At 46.6% G+C, this 21,374-nt stretch carries 22 protein-coding genes; 4 read left to right on the forward strand and 18 right to left on the reverse strand.

Annotated elements, in window-relative coordinates; translation table 11 throughout:
- The first annotated feature begins 43 nt into the window (after positions 1 to 43).
- Positions 44 to 1,258: a pyridoxal phosphate-dependent aminotransferase gene (locus NNX04_RS06540; RefSeq protein ID WP_007642433.1), complete on the forward strand. Its 1,215-nt coding sequence runs from the start codon at positions 44 to 46 to the stop codon at positions 1,256 to 1,258.
- A 62-nt stretch (positions 1,259 to 1,320) separates the two neighbouring features.
- Here the strand turns inward: NNX04_RS06540 and NNX04_RS06545 are convergent, their stop codons facing one another.
- From NNX04_RS06545 to NNX04_RS06555, 3 genes are read right to left on the reverse strand one after another with little or no spacing between them, the layout of a single operon-like run.
- A complete protein-coding gene (locus NNX04_RS06545; protein ID WP_151057088.1) occupies positions 1,321 to 2,244 on the reverse strand; it encodes a class I SAM-dependent methyltransferase in 924 nt (307 codons plus the stop codon).
- Positions 2,244 to 3,383 (reverse strand): ATP-NAD kinase family protein, encoded by a 1,140-nt coding sequence (locus tag NNX04_RS06550; protein WP_261947865.1) that lies wholly within the window; start codon positions 3,381 to 3,383, stop codon positions 2,244 to 2,246. The genes NNX04_RS06545 and NNX04_RS06550 overlap by 1 nt, the downstream gene beginning before the upstream one ends.
- Entirely contained in the window at positions 3,376 to 4,524 is a 1,149-nt protein-coding gene (locus tag NNX04_RS06555; protein ID WP_261947866.1) for a 4-phosphoerythronate dehydrogenase, read from the reverse strand. The genes NNX04_RS06550 and NNX04_RS06555 overlap by 8 nt, the downstream gene beginning before the upstream one ends.
- A 205-nt stretch (positions 4,525 to 4,729) precedes the next feature.
- Here NNX04_RS06555 and NNX04_RS06560 point away from each other — a divergent pair, with 205 nt between their 5' ends.
- Complete coding sequence (locus NNX04_RS06560) at positions 4,730 to 5,431, forward strand: hypothetical protein (protein ID WP_040392187.1); 702 nt, start codon at positions 4,730 to 4,732, stop codon at positions 5,429 to 5,431.
- 144 nt (positions 5,432 to 5,575) lie between these two features.
- Here the strand turns inward: NNX04_RS06560 and tusA are convergent, their stop codons facing one another.
- A complete protein-coding gene (gene tusA / locus NNX04_RS06565) occupies positions 5,576 to 5,809 on the reverse strand; it encodes a sulfurtransferase TusA (RefSeq protein WP_007642439.1) in 234 nt (77 codons plus the stop codon).
- A 60-nt stretch (positions 5,810 to 5,869) separates the two neighbouring features.
- Here tusA and NNX04_RS06570 point away from each other — a divergent pair, with 60 nt between their 5' ends.
- Positions 5,870 to 6,319 carry a hypothetical protein gene (locus NNX04_RS06570; protein WP_225318331.1) on the forward strand — a complete coding sequence of 150 codons (450 nt, stop codon included), beginning with the start codon at positions 5,870 to 5,872 and terminating at the stop codon, positions 6,317 to 6,319.
- A gap of 68 nt (positions 6,320 to 6,387) precedes the next feature.
- Here NNX04_RS06570 and rlmM read toward each other — a convergent pair whose 3' ends face one another.
- On the reverse strand, positions 6,388 to 7,440 hold the full coding sequence (rlmM, locus tag NNX04_RS06575) for a 23S rRNA (cytidine(2498)-2'-O)-methyltransferase RlmM (RefSeq protein ID WP_261947867.1): 1,053 nt from the start codon (positions 7,438 to 7,440) through the stop codon (positions 6,388 to 6,390).
- 27 nt (positions 7,441 to 7,467) lie between these two features.
- Positions 7,468 to 7,710: a YheU family protein gene (locus NNX04_RS06580; RefSeq protein WP_261947868.1), complete on the reverse strand. Its 243-nt coding sequence runs from the start codon at positions 7,708 to 7,710 to the stop codon at positions 7,468 to 7,470.
- Positions 7,711 to 7,865: 155 nt separating this feature from the next.
- Here NNX04_RS06580 and NNX04_RS06585 point away from each other — a divergent pair, with 155 nt between their 5' ends.
- Positions 7,866 to 8,393 carry a glycine cleavage system protein R gene (locus tag NNX04_RS06585; RefSeq protein WP_040392189.1) on the forward strand — a complete coding sequence of 176 codons (528 nt, stop codon included), beginning with the start codon at positions 7,866 to 7,868 and terminating at the stop codon, positions 8,391 to 8,393.
- A gap of 117 nt (positions 8,394 to 8,510) precedes the next feature.
- Here the strand turns inward: NNX04_RS06585 and NNX04_RS06590 are convergent, their stop codons facing one another.
- From NNX04_RS06590 to NNX04_RS06645, 12 genes are all read right to left on the reverse strand, one after another.
- Positions 8,511 to 8,924, reverse strand: a complete 414-nt coding sequence (locus NNX04_RS06590; protein ID WP_261947869.1) for a DUF2721 domain-containing protein — start codon at positions 8,922 to 8,924, stop codon at positions 8,511 to 8,513.
- Positions 8,925 to 8,948: 24 nt separating this feature from the next.
- Positions 8,949 to 12,860 (reverse strand): PA14 domain-containing protein, encoded by a 3,912-nt coding sequence (locus NNX04_RS06595; protein WP_261947870.1) that lies wholly within the window; start codon positions 12,858 to 12,860, stop codon positions 8,949 to 8,951.
- Positions 12,853 to 13,365 carry a pilus assembly PilX N-terminal domain-containing protein gene (locus NNX04_RS06600; RefSeq protein WP_261947871.1) on the reverse strand — a complete coding sequence of 171 codons (513 nt, stop codon included), beginning with the start codon at positions 13,363 to 13,365 and terminating at the stop codon, positions 12,853 to 12,855. The genes NNX04_RS06595 and NNX04_RS06600 overlap by 8 nt, the downstream gene beginning before the upstream one ends.
- Positions 13,355 to 14,143 carry a PulJ/GspJ family protein gene (locus tag NNX04_RS06605; RefSeq protein ID WP_261947872.1) on the reverse strand — a complete coding sequence of 263 codons (789 nt, stop codon included), beginning with the start codon at positions 14,141 to 14,143 and terminating at the stop codon, positions 13,355 to 13,357. Before NNX04_RS06605 ends, NNX04_RS06600 begins: the two co-directional genes overlap by 11 nt.
- Positions 14,143 to 14,589, reverse strand: coding sequence for a type IV pilus modification PilV family protein (locus NNX04_RS06610; RefSeq protein WP_261947873.1), 447 nt, complete (start codon positions 14,587 to 14,589; stop codon positions 14,143 to 14,145). The genes NNX04_RS06605 and NNX04_RS06610 overlap by 1 nt, the downstream gene beginning before the upstream one ends.
- Entirely contained in the window at positions 14,573 to 15,022 is a 450-nt protein-coding gene (locus tag NNX04_RS06615; RefSeq protein WP_007642457.1) for a type II secretion system protein, read from the reverse strand. Before NNX04_RS06615 ends, NNX04_RS06610 begins: the two co-directional genes overlap by 17 nt.
- A 30-nt stretch (positions 15,023 to 15,052) precedes the next feature.
- Positions 15,053 to 15,475 carry a type II secretion system protein gene (locus NNX04_RS22810; RefSeq protein WP_007642458.1) on the reverse strand — a complete coding sequence of 141 codons (423 nt, stop codon included), beginning with the start codon at positions 15,473 to 15,475 and terminating at the stop codon, positions 15,053 to 15,055.
- 181 nt (positions 15,476 to 15,656) lie between these two features.
- On the reverse strand, positions 15,657 to 16,184 hold the full coding sequence (locus NNX04_RS06625; protein WP_261947874.1) for a hypothetical protein: 528 nt from the start codon (positions 16,182 to 16,184) through the stop codon (positions 15,657 to 15,659).
- 7 nt (positions 16,185 to 16,191) lie between these two features.
- Positions 16,192 to 17,412: a type II secretion system F family protein gene (locus NNX04_RS06630; protein WP_261947875.1), complete on the reverse strand. Its 1,221-nt coding sequence runs from the start codon at positions 17,410 to 17,412 to the stop codon at positions 16,192 to 16,194.
- An 18-nt stretch (positions 17,413 to 17,430) separates the two neighbouring features.
- Entirely contained in the window at positions 17,431 to 19,149 is a 1,719-nt protein-coding gene (locus tag NNX04_RS06635) for a GspE/PulE family protein (RefSeq protein ID WP_151057062.1), read from the reverse strand.
- 16 nt (positions 19,150 to 19,165) lie between these two features.
- Positions 19,166 to 20,434: a tetratricopeptide repeat protein gene (locus NNX04_RS06640; RefSeq protein WP_261947876.1), complete on the reverse strand. Its 1,269-nt coding sequence runs from the start codon at positions 20,432 to 20,434 to the stop codon at positions 19,166 to 19,168.
- A complete protein-coding gene (locus tag NNX04_RS06645; RefSeq protein ID WP_261947877.1) occupies positions 20,431 to 21,351 on the reverse strand; it encodes an ExeA family protein in 921 nt (306 codons plus the stop codon). Before NNX04_RS06645 ends, NNX04_RS06640 begins: the two co-directional genes overlap by 4 nt.
- Positions 21,352 to 21,374 lie beyond the last annotated feature (23 nt).

The raw sequence follows: 21,374 nt of genomic DNA on the forward strand, positions 1-21,374 counted from the left end.
CACCGCAATCACGCACGACCGCATCCAAGGCATCTTACTGCAAATGAACCCGATTAAGAAATCCGACAAACTCAATGGAGTTTGTTATGACATTCGCGGCCCCGTACTGGAGCACGCTTACCGCCTTGAAGAAGAAGGCCACCGCATTCTTAAACTGAATATTGGCAACCCCGCCCCCTTTGGTTTCGCGGCGCCCGACGAAATTATTCAGGACGTTATTTACAACCTGCCCAACGCCGAGGGTTACACCGCTTCCAAAGGCCTGTTTGCCGCGCGCAAAGCGATTATGCAAGAGTGCCAGCGCATTCAAGTGCCGGGCGTGGAAATTGAAGATATTTTCCTCGGCAATGGCGCAAGTGAATTAATTGTGATGGCCATGCAGGCATTGCTTAACAACGGCGATGAAATTCTGGTGCCCGCGCCCGACTACCCCCTCTGGACTGCCGCCGTAAATCTTGCGGGCGGCAAAGCACGTCACTACTTGTGCGATGAACAATCCGACTGGTTCCCCGACCTCGCTGATATCGAGAGCAAAATCACCGATAAAACCCGCGGTATTGTGGTGATTAACCCTAACAACCCCACCGGCTCGGTCTATAGCCAAGCGGTGCTGGAAGCGATTGTAGAACTAGCGCGCCGCCACAACCTGATTATTTTTGCCGACGAAATTTACAGCAAAATTCTTTACGATGACGCCGAGTTTATCCCTATGGGCAGATTGGCCCAAGATGTACTCTGCGTCACCTTTAACGGCCTGTCCAAAGCCTATCGCCTGGCCGGATTCCGCTCCGGCTGGATGGTGATCAGCGGTGCCAAACACCGTGCGCGCAGTTATATTGAAGGCTTGGAAATGCTGGCATCCATGCGCTTGTGCGCTAACGTGCCGGCTATGTACGCTGTGCAAACCGCGCTGGGCGGCTACCAAAGCATCAATGAATTAATTGTGCCCGGTGGTCGTTTGCGCGATCAGCGCGATGCAGCAATGAATGCACTCGCCGATATTCCCGGCGTATCTTGCGTAAAACCACGCGGCGCCATGTACCTCTTTCCAAAAATTGATTTGGATATGTACAAAATCAAAGACGACCAACAGATGGTGTTGGACTTTTTGATTCAGGAAAAAGTATTACTCGTACAAGGCACGGCCTTTAACTGGCCCAATCGCGATCACTTCCGCATAGTGTTCCTGCCGCGTGAAGATGACCTGACCAAAGCCATCCATCGTTTTGGCGATTTCCTGTCGCGCTACTCGCAATAATTGACAGTAAAATCGCAGTCATAAAAAAACCAGCTGCGCGCTGGTTTTTTTATGGCTGCAGTTTACGCAGTGGGAATTTTATAAATCAGTAGTTTCAGTTGCTGCTCTGGGTCAACATCGGGGAAATCTGCATGGGGCTGTAACCGCTCAATAAATACCGCCTGTGGGCACTGCTCATTAAACTGCTGCTTTAAAAACCCCTCACTCAACTCCGGCGCATTTAAACAAGCCAGTACCAAACCACCTTCAGGCATTAATTCCGGCAAGCGGCGAATCACCTTGGCGTAATCTTTTTCCGCTATAAAACTACCTTTTTGGTAAGAGGGCGGATCAATAATCACCAAATCATAAGGCCCAGGCTTTTTAACCCGACTCCAGGATTTAAGAATATTTTCCGCCACAAACTCACTTTTATTTTTTGCCAAGCCATTTAACTGGTGGTTGGCGCGCCCCAAATTTAATGCCGGGCTGCTCATATCCACATTCACGACTTTTTCTGCACCCGCCGCAATAGCCACTACAGAAAAGGCACAGGTATAGGCAAACAAATTCAGTACACGTCGGTTGCTGGCGTATTGTTCCAGCCACAACCTGCCCGGCTCCATATCCAGAAAAAAACCGCTGTTTTGTTGTTGCGCCAAATGCAAATTAAATAGCGAACCACGGCGACGCGCATAAATCACCTCGGGTAACTCACCCGATATAAGTTCACTGGGCGCTTGTGGCAAATAGCGATGCTGGACCAGCAGCACCGTGTGTTTACTATTAAAGAGCGGCTGTATTTGAAGAATGAATTGCTCCAACCAGGCGGCAGGCGGCGCTACAAATAAAGTTATTAAAATAACAGGTTGAAAATAATCCACTGTGACAAATTCCAACCCGGCATAACAGCGGCCACGGCCATGAAATACGCGATGGCTATCTATATCTGTTGCAGTGCGAATTTTTTCTGCAAGCAGTGCAAGGCGATCCACAATAATTTGCATTAACCTGCACCTTCTGTTGTATAACCCACTGGGTAGATAATCGTATCGCGATAACCGGTAATCACGGGCCAATAACCTACCAGCTGTTTATCCAACTGCGGATCATTGGTATCTACTAACAAGGGGCGACCATCGAGCGCCAGAATTTTTCCACGCGCGGCAATAATGTAAATATTGTCTTTGCCGATGCGCCGCACAATCGCCGGCGTAAATTGCTGGTTGCCACGTCCGAGAATATGCCCCTGACCACCAATCGCGGTAATAATTATTTTTACCTGGCCGGTAAAGTTGTCGAGCTGCTGCACTATTTGTGGTGCACTGACATCCAGCGCAATTAATTTATTATTAAGCAATAAATCTACCCCCAGCAAACTACCCTCAAGCCCCAGCTCCTGCAAAAATAAATGGGTAGTTGAACCTGGGCCAACCAAATACAGGGTATCTGGCTGCAATTGATCGATCATTTCCTGGGCCACATCCAGCTGCGCCAATTCATCGCGCTCGGTTCCGGCATTTTTTACTTGCTGTAGATTCTGTGAATCCTCCGGCACCAACAAAGTGCCGTAAAAACGCGCGCGCACCTGGCCGTTGCGAAACGCTTCCTCGTCTATATCTTTTACATCGCGCTCGGCAATATTGACCAGCTTGCCAGTCAACAATTGTTTAAGAATTTCCCCCGCGGCTTCAGGCGAAATTGCATAGACACCTGAGTGCATTTTTACCCCGGAGGGAACCCCTAATACTGGCTGGGCTATCCCCACCACATCGGCAATTAAACGCGCGGTACCATCGCCACCGGCAAACAAAATCAAATCTGCCTGTTCATTCATCAGCGCCTGCGCAGCGGCGCAAGTATCTTCCGCTTCACTTGGGTTATTTTTTGCGACGCCGATAATACGCGGAATAAAACCGGCATTTTTTGCCGCAACTTCACCCATATCGCCCGCAAAACAAATAACTTCGATTTGCTGATTTAATTCACCAATGCTTTCCAGGGTGCGCTGCATACGCGCTGGCGCACGCTGTTCGGCGCCGCGCGCCAAAGCTTCAGAGCGAATTGCCTCACCATCGGAACCCTTTAAACCGACACTACCGCCCAAACCAGCGTAGGGGTTAATAATCACACCGAGTTTAAACACAGTTAAATCCTAACACTTGCAGCCACTGTTTATCGGCAGCACTGATGCCACTGAGGGCAAGCTGGTAATTGTGGAACTCGCGGCGCTTGGGGTAATGCTTACGCAAAGCATCAAAACCCTCGGCAAAATTCGCTTCGCCACAACGCGCTTGTTGGGCAAGATCACGCAGGCGAGCATCATCGGCCGCTATGTCGTAAACCTGTTTAATCAGAGCTTGGGCAATTTGAAAAATATCGCCACGTTGCACCAGTGTTTCATCAACTGTCAGTACATTATTTTCCAGTGGCGGAACTAATTGCGCGAGCGAAGCATCTGGTTTTTTATCGATGTGCTGACACAACGCCTGATAAATCATTTCTGTGCCGTTTAATTTTCCATCGTAGCTGTAGCCCGCAATATGCGGACTGCCCAAGAGCACTTTATCGAGTAATTCCAGTGAAATATCCGGCTCAGGCTCCCACACATCCAGCACAACATTTAAATCGTCACGCTCATTTAATACATCCAACAAGGCTTGATTATCTATCACCGGACCGCGCCCGCAATTAATTAACACCGCCCCGGGTTTTAGTTGCAGCAATTCCGTGCGACCCAACAAATGAAAACTCGGATGAGAGCCGCTAGTTACCAACGGTGTGTGCATACTAATCACATCACATGCCAGCACCGCACCCAGGCTGGTGAGGTCAGGGTTTTGCGCAAGGCTGAGGTTGGGGTCATAACAACGCACCTGAACGCCCTGCGCTTTAAGGCGTTTATACAGCAACCCACCTACGTTACCGCAGCCAATAATGCCGAAAGTCACGGGCAACCAATTGATATTTAAATGACACAAGGCAGCATAAACATACTCAACTACCGAGTTGGCATTGCAGCCCGGTGCACTCGACCATGCAATGGATTGCTCAGCAAAATATTGCTGATCCAAATGATCCACACCGATAGTGCAAGTACCAACAAATGAAATTTTGCTGCTCGCTAGCAGAGCTGAATTTACTTTGGTTACAGAGCGAACTATTAACGCATCTGCATCTTTAACGTCTGCCGCACACATAGTGCGCCCCGGCAAACGAACCACCTCGCCCAAGGGACTAAAAAACGCATCAACCAGCGGGATATTTTCATCCGCAACTATTTTCATAAGAACTCACTTATCGGAAACCGGGGGTTATAAATTCAGAATGCTTAAAAATCAGCCTGACATAAATCGATGGAATAAAATTTTTACCCATAGCGGTTGTGCTTTGGGGATTTAGCATATACCTTATATAGTGATGGTGACCTCAAAACCGTCGTCTGGGCATCGCTGCAAAGCGGTGACTCGCCTCACTTTAGGGGGTGGTATTATGAAGACCTCGCACACAGGCCACAACATGGATAATGTGGTTGATCTCTTCACGAAGAAGACTTACTCCGCGCTGCACGACGAGCGTTTTATCCGCCTCTCTCCTGAATTGGATGGGCTGGAAATGCTCTACTCCAACGATACCAGCTCCGACAAACTCTACAGCCTTAAAATCCTTTGCTGGGGCCTGCGTGCCAATGGTGAAGTGGTTGGGCTTGTGCCTTGGTTAAACGATATTGTTCCCTGCCCCGATCTGTGCGACCCACTTAACGGTCACTGGGAAGGATATTACGATCCGGGTATTGATGAGCTGTTCTTTGAAGCACCAATGCATAAAGTGATTGAGCTTGAGACTGCAGCAGAATACTACGAAGTAGAGTGTGAAAGTGGCGATGACGTTATTCAGGAATTGCCCGACACTATTGGTACTCATGCTGTATTGGCAACTGCGGATAGCAAGCGCTTGACGCTAGTTGAAGTGGTGAGTTGGAGCCTGCATTACGACGGTAGTGTATACGCCATGATCAGTGACCCAACCAAAGTAGTCAGTACACCTGTATTACCAGGCGATGACTCACTTTACGAGGCTCAAGCCAGTGACAATTTCCGTTACTTCTTCCAGCATCAGATAGCAAACAAGATCAAAGCAGAAGATCCCGAAGCAATGGCCGCTATTTCCTTACTGGTAGACGGTTTGCAATAAAAAGATCGATAGCTTGCGACAAAAAATAGTCAATGCATCAAGGCTGTAACTGTTAAAAAAAACGCCGCATTAGCGGCGTTTTTTTATGGCTACCTGTTTTTGATGTGGCGCAATTATAACCAAACACGTAGAAAAAATAGTTTTCTACGCTTTGCGAATATAAAAAATATAATTTTTTTCCGTTTGCTGTTGTTCGATAAGTTCATGACCCAAAAATAAACAAAACTTTGGAATGTCGCGCAGCGTTGAAGGATCGGTGGCAATCACCTCTATCACACGCCCCGAATCAGTTTCGCGCATGGTTTTATGAAGCATCATTACCGGCTCAGGGCAGAGTAAACCGCAGGTATCTAAAGTTTTATCAATTTCTAAATTCATAGTTTTAAATCGTCTATAAATACACAAGCGAAGAACAGTGAAGTTGCTATGCTATCAATAATGGAAAAACGTGTAGGAGAAAATTTCACTACCGAGGAACCAGGTTCGATGTCTCGGAAACCAGCAGTAGATTATATGCCGACAGACTTTTTTAGCCGCCAAGCACTGGAACTTACGTTTCGTTTGCTGCGCAATAACAACCCTCTTTTGGCTCACGCAGTCAAACAAGCAATAGATACAATACCCAATGTTTCCTACGAAGATCTGCAATCTGCCTATACCGGCGAAATGTTACTCAATTCCCAGGTTCTGGATTCGCTCAAAGCACACACTATTGGCAAAATAGTATCGGTATTAACCGAGATTGGCGAGAGCGCGTTGCGTGATAAAAATCTTCCTCCGGGCCACATGACACTGCTGCGAACCCTTATTGAAGATTGGGTACAGCTCACCGAATGGGTTTTGCAAAATACTGCAGCGGATCAAAATGACCGCACCTCTTATCATTAAGTTTTAAGCATCTAACAAAAAACCAGCTAGTGAGTTGGCGATCAACTTATCGCCAACTCACACAAGGATTAATACACTCGCAAATATCCTGTTACTTCTTCACGATCGTGATACAGCTGCTTAAATTGAATATCCAATTTAAACCCTGCCTTTTCCAACTCAGCGCGAATCCGCTCTTCACATTTTTTCACTTCGGCATAACGCTGCTTCATTGGTAGCTTCAAATTAAAAATGGCTTCGCGACAATGTTTTTTAGTGAACCAGCGAATAATCATACTGGTCACTCGCGCGGGTTTATCTACAATATCGCAGACCAACCAGTGCACTGGCTTTTTTGGTTCATATAAAAAACCGTCGGTCAAAATATGCAATACCTGCCCGGTTTCCAGCAGATTTTTATCCATTGGCCCGTTATCTACGGCCTCTACATACATTCCGCGCTGCACCAGCTGCCAGGTCCAGCCACCGGGTGCTGCCCCCAGATCTACCGCCCGCATGCCCGATGCCAAGCGAGTATCCCACTCTTCGGCGGGAATAAAATGATGCCAAGCTTCTTCAAGCTTTAAGGTTGCACGACTAGGCGCCTCTTTGGGTAAACGCAAACGGGCAATCCCCATAGGCCACTGCGATGAATTGTAAATGGGGCTAAACCCCACATAAGCCTGAGTACCGGAAATAAATACCAAATGCAGACGCATTGGGCTTTTGGCATAAACCAATTGGGCAGCACGCAGCGCTTTCTCAAAGGGTGCAGTGATTTTTTTACTTAAACCCGACAGCTCTTTACCTTCGTTGGTATCGACTGTCTCAATGATTAATTCGCAGGTTTTTGGCAAAGCCGCCGCAGCCGCACAGAGGGGAGTCACGCGATCAGTAACCGGTAAATCATCAATTAAACCAGCGCACACAAACCATTGGCGAGCAAAAATCAATTTGCGAAAACCCAACAGCTTCATCAGATTGTCCGCACCATCCGGTTCGTGGGTAATAAAAAGTACATAGGCGCTATTGTCTTTGGTTTTACTGTAACCATAGATACCCAAACCAGCAGCAAGATCGGATATTTCCGCCGCACATTCTTTTTCAAATCCTGCGCGGCAATGCAAAAATAAATGATTCACAATATTCTCATCATAAAGAGTAAAAAATTAATCAGCAGTATTATTCTGCGCGATAAACTCAGCGTCGTGACGAGTAAGCAAACTGGCGGACTCGGTCGAAAAATCAAACACCACCACTACTTCGCGACGCTTTAACAGTTTTTTAACTTGCTCAACTTTAGTTGCGAGCGACACTTCCTCTACACCGTAATCAGTACCGTCACGGGTAATAAACTCTTCTATCAGTCCTTGCAAGGCATCGCTCGATAATTGTTCATAGGGAATAATCATCGGCTTATCTCTGACTTAACAATAGGGGTTCACTCACAGCTTGTTCAGTAACAACAAGCAGAGTAATCTTAAACTGGATAACACAGCGAATTAACCGCTTAGCGAATGGATAAATAATCTAAAAACACCGAATCAATAACCATTAAGGAATTGCCGTGAATACACAACTTGTTTTAACTGTAATTTGTGACGATCGCCCCGGTGTTGTGGAACTGCTTGCACACACTATTAACCAACACCATGGCAATTGGCTTGAAAGCCGTATGGCACACTTGGCTGGTAAGTTCGCGGGTATCCTGCAGGTTGCCGTTGCGGAGTCACATCTGGCGGAGCTGCGTACTGCACTGAATCAATTGGCCGAAAAAGGGCTGAAAATCGTTATCGAAGACGCCGTTACTATTAGCAAACCCGATTGCCGTGAATTTAGCTTTAGCGTCGTGGGCAATGATAGGCCCGGTATTGTACGCGAAATAGCCCAAGCTTTCGCCGCTCGCCATATTAACATGGGCGAACTGGAAACGGCGTGTTCAAGTATGCCTTGGTCCGGCGAACCGCTGTTTGAGGCCACGGGTGTGATTGAGGTGCCTAAATCGGTCGATATGAATGAGCTATATGACTACCTGGATAAAATTGCCGATGAACTGGCAGTTGATATACGCCTGGAATCGTCCACCGAGCGATAACACTGTTAGGCCCCTGCTCTCCTTATGGGCTTTATTGCGCGGACAAAAATGGCAGCCATTCGCTGCCATTCGCTGCCATTTTTATTAACCTTAAAGACCTTGCTGCAGAAGCAATCGCTAGTCGTGTTTGTGTTTTTGCATCACCGCATCAAACTTTTCCAGTTCGATATTGATCGCCTTGGTAGAAATGTTCACTTCGTAAAATGAAAAAAGCAAAGACACCACTAGCAGTATCAAACTCGCCGCAAATAAATACATACCTGCCACCTGAAATGCCAGCAACAGCGAAAACATAGACAGGGTACAAAACACAAACGATAAAACCCCAAACGCCTGCATAAATCGGATCACTGTCATGCGAATACGCAGGTTGTCGATTTGGCGAATCACGATATCTCGGCTAGGGGCATTATCCAAATTACTCAGCTGCCGAATCACATTCGCCAGCGTCACAAAACGATTGGTATAAGCCAGCATTAGTAACGAGATGGCAGGAAACAATAAACTGGGAGTGGTAATAGTCATTTCCATAAAAATACGTTTGTAAAACCTCAATTATTGAAAACGTTCACGCCAATAAATAATGCGGTCATGACCGCGATGGTGGTTACCAAAACCAAAATTTGCTTTTAACCCGCAATCAGTTAATTCCTCTGGAATTCCAACAATGCATTCATCATTCGTCGGTATTTTATTCGTATTATTCCAATCAAAACGAAGCCAAGGATAACTAGTTAAATTGACACTAACGTTAAAGGTTTCTTCTACGCCGGAACCGGGAGCAGAAAAGAAATGGTTTGCATCACCCGCACCAAAACTGATTTGTGTGGAATCAATATCAGCATAATTACCTGTAGTTGAGCCACCAGTTAGCGCTATAGTCAGGTTGGCTGGCGCTAAAATATTTCCTGCTGGATAGGTAATTGCACTGCGTAGAATTTTTGTGCAGCTATCCCCATCATTTTTAATGAAACGATTCCCAAACCAATACTCAGTAATAAAATTCACTGGCAAGTCAGCAATACTTGGGCCAAATGCGTTATCCAATCGCAGACGACCATAGCGTAAATCGAGAGGGGTTGCGTTTAATTGAAAGGCAGTGCAGCTATCATCCTCCGAACAAGCGCCCACATTATTGGCATTCATGTTTCTGGCAGTTAATTCACGGAGGTCAAAACTATCGGTAAGTGTCAAGCCAAAATTCAATTCCGGGTAAGGTCCATCGGGAGCCACAACGCGGTTAAAAACAGCATTGCTACTGACCAACAAGCGTCCGTCTGACCAGTTTTTTGCACTGGTTTCAACCACACGTGGACTCAGCAGCACACCATTACCAGCATTAGCATTTTCTGCCACGTAGCCCAAGTCAGGTAATGTGCCATAAGTCGAGCCATAGTTAGTAACTACAGTACCACCTACCGCTTGCGCTTGTAATTCATAGCTCAGTGGCAACTCAGGCTGGGACATGTATGAAAACGCACCACAATTATTTTCAAGCGAATGCGCGGTAATAACAAATCTATCAGGATAAAAACGCCCGACTGTATTACTGACAATGTAATCAGGAGTGCCCGCACCAAGATAATCATTATCAGCCAATTCGGGGCGCAAGCTTAAGCTACCAACTTGATTCCATATCAAGTTGGTGTTTTCAAAACTACCTTGGGGACTGGTTGCAGCAAAACTCCCTGCTGTGCCGTTGCTAAGGGCTGTGAGCGTAGCGCCAACCGGATGTATAATTTCATATTCTTTTAGCAAAATATTATTTTCACTTTGTATCTCGCGACCAAAATTGGGCGTGGGCTGCTGGTTGGCATTTTGCGCCTGAACAACAACTCTAAATGTCTCCCCTGCTGCGACAAAACCCGCCGCCACTCCTTCCGCAGTAGTTCCTTCGGGGTTACTTTTGCCATCAAATCCTTGAACCTCTGAAACAACCAATCGCTCGGGCCGCACAACAAATTCATCGCTAGCACCCGCCAACGAAATAGTTGAATTATCCGGTCCAGGCAGTGATAGAGACGCATGAAGACGGATACGCCCCACATCGCTGTAATTAAATGAAATCGGCGCTTCGCCGTTAGTATTAAATGTTAGCGATACTGACGTGCGATTCGCACTGGTTGACGAATTGTTCGCAGCAATTCCTGTGCCTTGTAATGTAAAGGTTTCACCAGCCACACAAGTAGTTGGATTGGTACATTCATAACCCAAATTAACGTCGCGAGTTCCGCTAACAGCGGCCTCACAAACACCGGTATTTGTATTTGTTCTTACAGCACGTAAAACCGGTGTTGTTGCGGTAACACCTGCGCGCTGATTTGCAATAGATTGTATAGCGCCAGTTTCATTGTAAAACTTTAAACCCGCATCCAAAAAAGTAATCGATGGATCGAGACTCTGAATCTCTGAAAAACTACCGTCAGTGACATTGATGTTAAGCATCGCGGGTGTTGTTTGTCGCAGAAAGGCTTGAAATGCGTTTTCAGTTCCGGAGAAAGTATAGTTATTTGCAACCCAGGTTCCCGTGGCAGGCACAGTAGAAAGTGTCACTTGTGTTCCCGCATCCGGTGCAACCAATGCACCATTGGCATCGTAGGCGCTAATAATTATTGGTTCCGCAGTACAAGTTAAACCAGTGCCGCTGTGAGATATACCGTAATAACTCACTTTCGCAGGGCACCCTGAAATGGGCAGGAAGCTCGAATCACCCGGGCGGCGCCAGCGTAGCGAAATAACCGCATGGACACCGTTCTCATAAAATTCCAAACGTAAGGGATAAGTCTGACCCGCCGTAAGGTTGATCGTTGGACTAGTGTCTGTAGTAACCGCGTGTACTGTCCAGTTATCAATCATGAGCTGGTTATTAACCCACAGACGTACACCATCATCAGACAATGTTTGAAATTGATAACTTCCGGTAGTGTCAACTTTTAAGGTCGCATTCCAACGCACAGAAAAATTATCGGCGTTTACGCCTGGAACACCTGGCGCCCCCGTTCCCCAGTCAAAATCGATAGCCAGGTCCTGGCGGGTTGCTGCCGCGGTGCCGGATAAATTCATGTTATTAAAATATTGCCCAACGGCAGCACCAATAAAACCATTATTACAATTGGCAACAGGTACCTCGCAATAATTTGCCGTGCTTTGGTTCGGATCCCCTGCTGTACCCAAGGTGGAAAAAGTAGCAGTGCCCGGTGGACTCCATAACAACCTGATTACCGCCTGACCCGTATTTTCATAATATTCCAGGCGAACATCGTAGGCATATCCAGCTTCTAAAGCGATAGTTGCACTGGTATTTGTCGTGGCTGAATGATCATTCCAATTATTAATAATTAATTGATTATTAACCCAAAGCCTCACACCATCATCAGACACTGTTTGGAAACGATAATTACCCGTTGTAGGTGCGCGCAACTTACCGGTCCAGACTACGCCGAACTGATTGCTATTAATATTACTTACACCGGGAGAACCTTCACCCCAATCAAAATTGATGTTGGTATCAAGCCGGGTACCCGCAGGGTTTCCCGCCAAATTAATATTTTTGTAATAGCTCCCCAACAATCCACCTATCAGCCCCGTAGTACAAACAGGTGGTGTGAAATTACAGGCATTGGCGGGCGTGGAATTAGGCAAACAAGAACCATATACAGTACCGTTATTGGTCACGGTTATGGTTGAATAATTAGGGGCCGTTAGACTTCCATAGACAATTGAATTATTAACGGTAATTGCCCCGCTCGTACTAGAAATAGTGATTGATGACGAGGAGGAACCCAGCACGCTACCGTTTTGAATAGTGACTGTACTCGCGCCGGAAATACTGCCCGAGGTCATAGTCACTCCTGAAAAAGTGACAGGGTTGTTGGACGTCATAACAATACTGCCAGCGAGGGTACCACCCGTAAAACTCATCCCTGAACGTGCCTCGGCACCGCCATACAAATTAGTACCATTTGTAGTGATGGTATTACTGCTACTCGTTATCTTTCCTCCAACATTTCCACCGGTTAAATTAATATTTCCACCAGTTGTAATCGTACCCGATACCGTAGTATTTATTAACGTGATAGCACCACTACTACTGGTGATAGAACCATAAACCGTATTGGTATTGCCAGACTGAATAGCACCATAACTTGACACTAAATTAATATTGTTCGCCACCGAACCAATGGTGTTATTACTCAGCACAAATCCGTTATTTGCAGAAATTGTTATTGTAGTGTTTGCGGTAAGTACATCTCCATTCGCAAGGGTTACCCGGCCATCACCATTACAAGTAAAAGTAGTTCCAGATACACTCCATGTAGTATTGCATGGCGGACGATCTCCATTACTCAGATTATAAGTAACGGCATAACTTACATTTGAGCAATAGAAAAATATAACTAAAAGACAAGCTATAAAAATACGAAACTTATTCATAATATTTATGGCCGGAGTAAGTAGATCAATCATCTTCCTGCTCCAAAAACGCGCCAACCTGAATACTACGCTCAGCGCGATATTCTCTTTCACCGCAGGTGCCTACGCTAGTAACTGTATAAAAACTTTTCAGCACATCAGCCGGTGCCAGAGGTGAATAGTTTGTCGCATTTGCAGGCGTACAATCACTCCCATTTTGATAGCGGCAAGTACAATCAACAGCCACAGTACAAGCACTAAGGCCCTCAATTCCGCTGTAATCCGGATTTAAATTCATAGCCAGGCACGCAGCATCTGCCGCTTGACGCCCATTCACATCCAAAAATAATGCTTTCATACCCCGCTGTGCACCACTTTCTGCCGCGTAAAAACTTTGCAGGCTAATAAATTCCTGCACCACCGCCGTTTGGGATTGTGTAGCAGTGCGAGAAATAGTTAATGCCAACACACCCATCACCACAATAATAAACAACGCCAGCGGCAATAAAAATCCGCGCTGGGAATTCACCTGTTTTAAAGAGCGAGAATTAGGGAACATTGCGAATAAGTACCCGCTGGATGTAATTAATAGTTTCTCCACCGCTGGTAAAATCCAATGCTATGGTCACACGGGTATTGCGATTCTCCGAGCCATTGGCAAGTGTAAATGGCTCTGCACCAGCAATACCGCGCGCCAGAATATCGGAGCTATCAGTTAAGGTTACATTCGAAGCTTGTGGATTAATACCACTGTAAAACCGCAATTCATTACCGACTAAACAAAACGCCTGAGCATCATCCAATAAATAAAAACGCTTATTGATGGAATTACGCAGCCATTGTTTTGCAGTGGATAATTGCAAAGCGCTGCTGGTATAACCGGAATATCCCACCAACGAAGTGGGCGATGAACCATAAATTTCTGCTGCGCTCATTGCTCCAATCGCAACATGGTTTGCAGTACCAAAATCCACCGTAACCGGTGAGGCGGGAATAGTTGCAGATGGTGCTGCGCCATTTTGCTGATCAGGCACTGCATTGAAATAATTACCACCCGCCGCGATCGGCATAAACTGCAGACACTGATCAGCGTTGGTTAAACGCACCGAATAAGGCAAGGCGCCGCGCAATTGCCGCGTCATGCGTTCAATAGATTGTCGTGCGGTATTTACCAATAAGGCGCGGGTTTGCGTGCTCTGGTAGGACTCGGTTGCACGCACGACAAAACCCACACCAATGGTGGCGATAATGGATAAAATCACCATCACCGCAATTAACTCCACTAGCGTAAAACCACGCACAGAGGAGTTATGCAGATCAGCCCGCACGTTACGCATTAAAAATTGGCTCGCTCGGCAGATAACAAAAAGGTTTCGCTAGTGGGCGTGGTCACACTGACGGTAATTAATTTGATGTTATTGGCAGTTGTCACACTCACTGAACGCACATAATTTGGATAAGGTGTATCGCTAAAATTATGATAGTCATCGACGTCGTTCATATTGTCATCAGGTAAATTATTACAAGCAATCGCTCCAACAGTTGAGCATGCAGGAACACCACCTGTTGGCGTTGCTTCGTCATATCTAAGGGAAATAATTTCATCGAGCAGGGATTGTGCAGATTCCAGCGCACGCATACGAATAATGGGATCAGCATTATTAATGGTCGTCTGGCGATAAATACCCACTAACGCCAAGAGCGCAATACTGACCACCACAATAAATACAATCAATTCAATCAGGCTCACACCTGACTGATTTTTTTTAGTTGGCGTAAGCATAACCACTTGCCTCCACCTGAATAACTGCCGATGTACCTGCTGTGTTTCCAGAGCCGGTAAGCGTGATACTTGCCGCCGTAGTACGGCCCAGCTTGTCAAAAATAAACACGCCGTCCACATCGGTTGTAGTTGCCGTAACACCTTGAGGTAAAACCAGCGGGTAATAAGTAGATGTCACCGCAATGGGATTATTATTTTCCGTCACACTGACACTGTTACTGGTGATAACCAGTCGAATATTGCCGCCGTTGCTACGCATCATGGCTGTTTGTTGCGCAAAAAATAAGGCCGCGATGATGTCATCGCGGCCTGATTGTACTGCTGCTGTGTTAACGGGGCCTAAGCGTGAAAAAAGCGTGATCGAAAGAATACCGAGCAAAATCATTACGGTAATTAATTCAATGAGCGAAAAGCCTCGTGAATTAGCGATCACGTTTAATGAACACTCAAGTGAACTCGCTAGTTACGGAGTTGGTGCAGTAACAGGAGGAGTTACACCATAAGCAGTAAAACTCGCAGGGGCTGTAGTTATATCATCGTCTGAATAGCCAACAGTACAATCACCAGCATCACCTTCACCTAACCCTGTATCGCCGGCAATAACCATATCAGTAGGCAGTCCACCTTCTAACAAATCTTCAACATCAGTACAATTGACTACACTTCTTATGGTTGAGGTTGTAGTTAATCCTGCATCGCTAGCAATATTGTTAGCGTGATTCAAAGCTGCCGCACTTCCCAAAGCACCCGCAACACCCTGTAAAGCGGATTCACGTGCTGCTTCAGATAAATCCACAAAACGTGGTAATGCAGTTGCCGCCAATATACCCAAAATAACGATAACAGCGATTAACTCGATCAACGTAAAACCGGATTGTTGTTTCATAACCAAACTCCACGACAGTAAAAAAGATAAGTTAACAAAAGCGTTTGTATCCACAAGCATAGCTTATTTATTACTACATCCCTGCTGCCGCAAACCCGGTTGGATTTACGTACTAAACTCAATAGTATTGAGTTTAAATATAGCCAAATAACACAACAAATCCAGTTATTAAGCTAATAATTTATAGTGAATCCCGCTCTCCCCCTGGGCTAAACAATATTCTGCCATCCATGGGGTAATAATCAAAAAATGCATTGCTGTTAACCAACTCAAAACGGCAGACTAAATCGCCAGCGTAGACTTGATATTCAGCACTCTCATTCAGCTGTGTAGAACGGCTCAGTGCGGCGGGGTTTTGCAATAATAGCTCCCATAGTTGCGCACAATCCTCCTCCGTCAAACTAAAACCCTCCACAACCGGGCCGCTCACCGCCACTGGCCAGGCTTGTGACGAAAAATATACCACGCGATTGGCAATGGTAATTTGCCTCTCATCTGCATTGTGCTTGCTCGCCAAACTGCTGACCAAAAACTCAATGCGCGCGTTCGCAGCGGCGGTCACAAAACGATGGGCAAGAATTTCCATGCGCAGAATACGCGCGTCTTCTGCCATAAACCAATAGCGACTGAGCGCAACCACGCTAATTAGGGCGATCACAGTAGCGATCACAAACCATTCAAATCGTCCATTATGGTAGGTTCGGATCACAGCGGCCTCATTTTTGGATGCTATACATATCCCACATGGGCAAGAAAATACCCAGCGCAAGAACCGTGACAAAACCCGCCATGATCACAATCATGATTGGCTCGATTCTATCGCTGAGTTGCTTTACATCGTATTCCACTTCGCTTTCATAAAACGCAGCAACTTCGGCGAGTAGCGCATCTACCTGGCCGCTCTCCTCGCCCACAGAAATCATCTGTAATACCAGCGGCGTAAACATACCGCTCACCAAATGGGTTTGAAATAATCCTTCACCACGTTCCACCCCTGCACGAATACCGCGAATTTTATCGCCCAAGTAAGGGTTATCCACAGCGCGCGCACTTAATTCCAGCGCATTGGATAAGGGCAACCCCGCATTTAACATCAAGCCAAATGAGCGCGCATAACGCGCTAGAGAGGCGCGTTCGATAATATCGCCCACAACAATCAATTTTAATTTTTTACGCCCCCACACCCGGCTACCCTCCGGGGTTTTTATGTAGTGATAAACCCAAGCCACCAAGGCACTAATAATCAGCAACAAATACAACCAGAAATCGACAAAAAAATCGGAAATGCCAATCAAAATACGGGTAGGCAATGGCAAGTCAGCGCCAAAGGTAGCAAATAAATTGGCAAACGCCGGAATAACTTTTACGTTGATAACCACTATCGCAATTGAAATGGCGATTAATACAAAACTGGGATAACGCAATGCCGTTTTGATGCTCTTGATGGTTTCAAGATCACGCTCCATATATTCGCTAAGTTGTTTGAATACCAAATCCAGGCGACCGGAGTTTTCCCCTACGCTGACCAAGCTGACAAATAAATTATCAAAAATTTTGGGGTGCGCGCGCATCGCAGTAGACAGCTCTACACCCGCCTCCAAACGCTCGACCACATCATTTAACGCTTGCTGGAACGCATAGTTACGCAGTGATGCCGACAGACCACGCAACCCTTTTACTAACGGAATACCCGCACGACTGATGGTATGCATCTGTCGGCAAAACATAATCAGCTCTACTTTTTCTACACGGCCACGATTAGTCGCGCGGACAAAACGTTCAGAAAAACTCAGCTGTTCAATAAATTCGCTAATATCAACGGGCGTAATGCCGCGCCCAAGTAATTGGTTTACAGCAGCATCTTGACTGGAGGCATCCACCTGCCCGGTAATTAAACGCCCTTCGGCATTGCGGCCTTTGAATTCATATACCGCCATTAGAGTTTTCTCATGGTTTTAAATTTCACTCACTTGGGCAGAAATAGACATCACTTCATCCAGAGTAGTTAGCCCTTCTATCGCATAACCTAATGCGGCCTCGCTTAAGTTAACAAAATCCGGCACAGCATTAGCGGCCTGCATAAATGCATTGAGGTCATTTACGCGCAGAGCTTCCGCCATGGTTTGATTTAATTCCAACATTTCAAAAATACCAATACGCCCGCGATAACCCGTGTTGTGACAATGGGGGCAGCCAGTCCCTTTTTTGAAAACCACATGACTGTAATCGCGCCCTTTACCTATAGCCGCCAGCAATTGCTGTTCATTGGCATCCGGTGAATAAGGATGAATACAACTGGAGCAAATACGTCGCACCAAGCGCTGGGCAACAATCGCCTTGAGCGCAGTTGCTACCAAATAACCGTCGACTCCCATATCCATTAAGCGCATGGCAGAGGTAACAGCATCATTAGTGTGTAAGGTTGATAACACCATATGGCCGGTCATGGAAGCGCGCAACGCAATTTCGGCGGATTCTGCATCGCGAATCTCACCCACCAATAAAATATCCGGGTCTTGTCGCAACGTAGCGCGCAGCACACTCGCAAACGTTAAACCAATTTTTTCATGCAGCTGTACCTGGCTAATGCGCGGCAAGCGATATTCCACCGGATCTTCCACCGTGATGATTTTTTTCTCCGGCTTATTTAATTCTGACAAGGCGCCATAAAGAGTGGTGGTTTTACCACTGCCCGTTGGGCCGGTCACTAATACCAAGCCGTGGGGGCGAGTAATAATTTTGCGAAAACGCTCTATTAAATGAGGCGGCATACCCACCGCATCTAACGGCCTAACCCCATCAGTTTGATCGAGCAGACGCATAACTACCGATTCACCAAACTGTACCGGCATAGTGGAGATACGCACATCAATATTGTGGTGTTTAACCTTTAAGTTAAAACGACCGTCTTGAGGTAGACGTTTTTCAGAAATATCCATGCCCGACATTAATTTCAAGCGCACCACCAGTGCCGATGCGATACGCTTTTCGTTCATCACCTGCTCTAACAAAACGCCGTCGATACGGGTGCGAATACGCAATACTTTTTCATCCGGCTCTATATGAATATCAGACGCTTTGGTATTGATGGCTTCTTCAAATATTTTTTGCAGCAGTTTCACCACCGGTGCTTCACTGTCGGCAGCGCCCACCGCAAATTCCGCTAGATCCACCGCTGATTCCTGCAGTTCCTCGTCCAATTCACCGGCGAGGGTGGCGATTTCACTGGCACGGGTGTAAGCGATATCCAGAATATCCAGCAGTTCGGATTCACGCACTACTGCCGGTTTAATATTTTTTTGCAGCAAGCGCTGCAATTCATCCAGGCAAAAAATATCGGTTGGATCGGCCATGCCGAGCAACAGGCCATCAAAATCCTCGCGCAATAACATGACGCGATAACGGCGCGCACTGGTTTCCGGCAAACGCTGCACCAAAGTGCGATCAAAACGAAATTGTTTTAGCTCCACGAACGGAATATCCAGCTGTGCCGACAGCAGATTAAGCAATGCATTTTCTTCCACATAACCCAATTCAACCAGCGTGGCGCCCAATTTCCGGCCGGTGAGTTTTTGCTCTTGCAGGGCATGCTGCAATTGGGTTTCCGAAATAATATTCTTTTCAACGAGTAAATCGCCGATACGAATACGTTTTTGCGAAGCGAGATTCATCATAACTGGTTAATCCATTTCACTGCTGTAATGCCACTAAGCGCTGCTCCACATACTGGCGCACTTGTGGTTGCAAATCGGAATATTGATTGACACGTTGGTAGGCTTGTAAAGCCAACTGCGATTGATTGAGTGCATCCTGTGCCAATGCAAACCCCAGCCAATAAGCGGGTTTTTCACCAAACACACTGAGCAGGCGCCGGTAATGACTCGCCGCTTCCTGATTCATACCACTGCGCTGATACAAACCCGCCAGCAATGCGCGATAATTTTCATCATTTTCCGCTTCCACTAATGTCGCTTCGAGAAGTGCAACAGCTTCTTCGAGATTGCCCTCTATTAACCTGATTTTTGCTGCGTAATAGTTTTTTGTTGCCACGGCTAAAAAACTGGATTGGGTTAATACTTGCTGCACCGCAGTATTATTTTCTTGTTCGCAAAAAATATCCAATAGCAAGCGGGTCGATTCCTGCGCCGCCGGGTGACTGGCAATAAAATCCTGTAGGCGGGCAATGCTTTGTTCCTCCTGCCCTGCCTGAAATAATTCACGGGCCTGCAGCGCTAATTGCTGATCCTTCCAAGCAGGATTAGGCGCAATAAACAACGATGGATCACCCTGTGGCTCGCTCGGTGTATTGTTCTCTGTAATAACGGCAAATGGCTCATTAATACTGACTGACTCAGCCGTTTCCGCTCCTGACTCTTGATCAATTGATTTTTGATCGGCTGTTTTTTCATCCAATGGCTTTTCAACAGAAGCAACTTCAGCGGCGACACTTTTCATCGACGAATCAGACTGTAAGGATCCCACCTCTTTTTTTTGTTCTACATTGGTCTGTTCTACAGTGGTCTGTTCTACAGTGGTCTGTTCTGAACTGGTCAGCACATTGGTTAGCGTAGTTACCGCAGACTCCAATGCGGCCAAACGCTCATCCAACTCGGGTGATGCAATTATTGTCGCCGCTGCGCCGGTATTTTCTGGCAAAGCGTCAATTTTCTCAGACTGAACCTGTTCAGGAACACTCACCATTTCGGTGGTAGTAGAGACCGCCGGTTTTTCATCAGAAAAATATCGCCATCCAAAAATACCAGCCAATACCACCACAAATACAACCATGCTCGGCAGCAGACTGCGTGGTAGTGGTTTGGCAGCGCTGGATTGGTAAAATAATTCGCGTTGCTCCTCTTGAGCATGAGAATGCGCAGCAAGATTATGTTCAAGGTTTTGCGATGATGGGCGCGCAACATCTTGCGAGAGGTCGCGCAACATGTCGTTTAACAAACTCATGTTGCACCGCCCAATACGCCCGGAGCCAAGGCAATTGCCGCGGCGGCACCGGCTGCCAGCATTGGCCACAACCAATAATCGCGCCGCGCTAACCAGCGTCCAAAACGGCGGCTTTCGGCGGTATCCATAATGGCTCGCACCATATGTTGGCGATTCACCCGCTCCGCCGCTTGACCATAAGCAGCCAACATGGCTTTGTGAGCGATAACATTGATTAACCGCGGCACGCCGCCGGATGCTTTGTATAACAATTTGATGGCACTGTTAGAAAACAGCGAGGCGCGACTATAGCCTGCGGATGCAAGGCGATAGGCCAGATAATCCGGCAAACTTTTTTGGGGAATAGTTTGTAAATATTCAGAAAATACAATGCGCTGTTTTAACTGGCGCAAATCCGGGCGTTCCAAAAGTTCATCCAACTCAGGCTGACCAAACAGCACGACTTGCAACAACTTACTTTTTTCCGTTTCCAGATTGGTTAACAAACGCAGCGCTTCGATGGTTTCGCGGGGCATGGCCTGCGCTTCATCCACTACCAATACCACCTGCCGCTTTTGTTGCGCCAATTCCACCAAACGTAAATTGATATCCTTGAGCAATTGATAAGAAGGGACATCCGGTGAATAGGCAATGCCAATTTCTTCCGCGAGAAACCACTTTAATTCATCGGGCGTGAGGTAAGGATTGGGAATATACGCAGTGATAAAGGTATCGCCCAAACTGGCCAATAATTTTCTGCTGAGCAATGTTTTACCGGTACCAACCTCACCCACAATTTTAATAAACCCCTCGCTATGGCGCAGCGTAAGCAAAAGAGTGCTCAACACCTCGCGATGGCTCTGGTTATTAAAATAAAATTGGGTATCTGGCGTGAGCGAAAACGGATGCTCACGTAACCCAAAATGTTGACGGTACATGTAAAACCTCGTTGCCTGGTAGA

The organism is Cellvibrio sp. QJXJ (genome assembly GCF_024452345.1).
Taxonomy (GTDB): Bacteria; Pseudomonadota; Gammaproteobacteria; order Pseudomonadales; family Cellvibrionaceae; genus Cellvibrio.

Excerpts from the sequence above, each read along its gene's own strand:
- NNX04_RS06610 (WP_261947873.1), bottom strand. The coding sequence starts at position 14,589 with ATGCTTACGCCAACTAAAAAAAATCAGTCAGGTGTGAGCCTGATTGAA.
- NNX04_RS06600 (WP_261947871.1), bottom strand. The coding sequence starts at position 13,365 with ATGTTCCCTAATTCTCGCTCTTTAAAACAGGTGAATTCCCAGCGCGGA.
- NNX04_RS06590 (WP_261947869.1), bottom strand. The coding sequence starts at position 8,924 with ATGGAAATGACTATTACCACTCCCAGTTTATTGTTTCCTGCCATCTCG.
- NNX04_RS06580 (WP_261947868.1), bottom strand. The coding sequence starts at position 7,710 with ATGATTATTCCCTATGAACAATTATCGAGCGATGCCTTGCAAGGACTG.
- NNX04_RS06645 (WP_261947877.1), bottom strand. The coding sequence starts at position 21,351 with ATGTACCGTCAACATTTTGGGTTACGTGAGCATCCGTTTTCGCTCACG.
- NNX04_RS06635 (WP_151057062.1), bottom strand. The coding sequence starts at position 19,149 with ATGATGAATCTCGCTTCGCAAAAACGTATTCGTATCGGCGATTTACTC.
- NNX04_RS06570 (WP_225318331.1), top strand. The coding sequence starts at position 5,870 with ATGGAAAAACGTGTAGGAGAAAATTTCACTACCGAGGAACCAGGTTCG.
- NNX04_RS06540 (WP_007642433.1), top strand. The coding sequence starts at position 44 with ATGAACCCGATTAAGAAATCCGACAAACTCAATGGAGTTTGTTATGAC.
- NNX04_RS06605 (WP_261947872.1), bottom strand. The coding sequence starts at position 14,143 with ATGCGTAACGTGCGGGCTGATCTGCATAACTCCTCTGTGCGTGGTTTT.
- NNX04_RS06560 (WP_040392187.1), top strand. The coding sequence starts at position 4,730 with ATGAAGACCTCGCACACAGGCCACAACATGGATAATGTGGTTGATCTC.
- NNX04_RS06630 (WP_261947875.1), bottom strand. The coding sequence starts at position 17,412 with ATGGCGGTATATGAATTCAAAGGCCGCAATGCCGAAGGGCGTTTAATT.
- NNX04_RS06595 (WP_261947870.1), bottom strand. The coding sequence starts at position 12,860 with ATGATTGATCTACTTACTCCGGCCATAAATATTATGAATAAGTTTCGT.
- tusA (WP_007642439.1), bottom strand. The coding sequence starts at position 5,809 with ATGAATTTAGAAATTGATAAAACTTTAGATACCTGCGGTTTACTCTGC.
- NNX04_RS06555 (WP_261947866.1), bottom strand. The coding sequence starts at position 4,524 with ATGAAAATAGTTGCGGATGAAAATATCCCGCTGGTTGATGCGTTTTTT.
- NNX04_RS06640 (WP_261947876.1), bottom strand. The coding sequence starts at position 20,434 with ATGAGTTTGTTAAACGACATGTTGCGCGACCTCTCGCAAGATGTTGCG.
- NNX04_RS06545 (WP_151057088.1), bottom strand. The coding sequence starts at position 2,244 with ATGCAAATTATTGTGGATCGCCTTGCACTGCTTGCAGAAAAAATTCGC.
- NNX04_RS22810 (WP_007642458.1), bottom strand. The coding sequence starts at position 15,475 with ATGAAACAACAATCCGGTTTTACGTTGATCGAGTTAATCGCTGTTATC.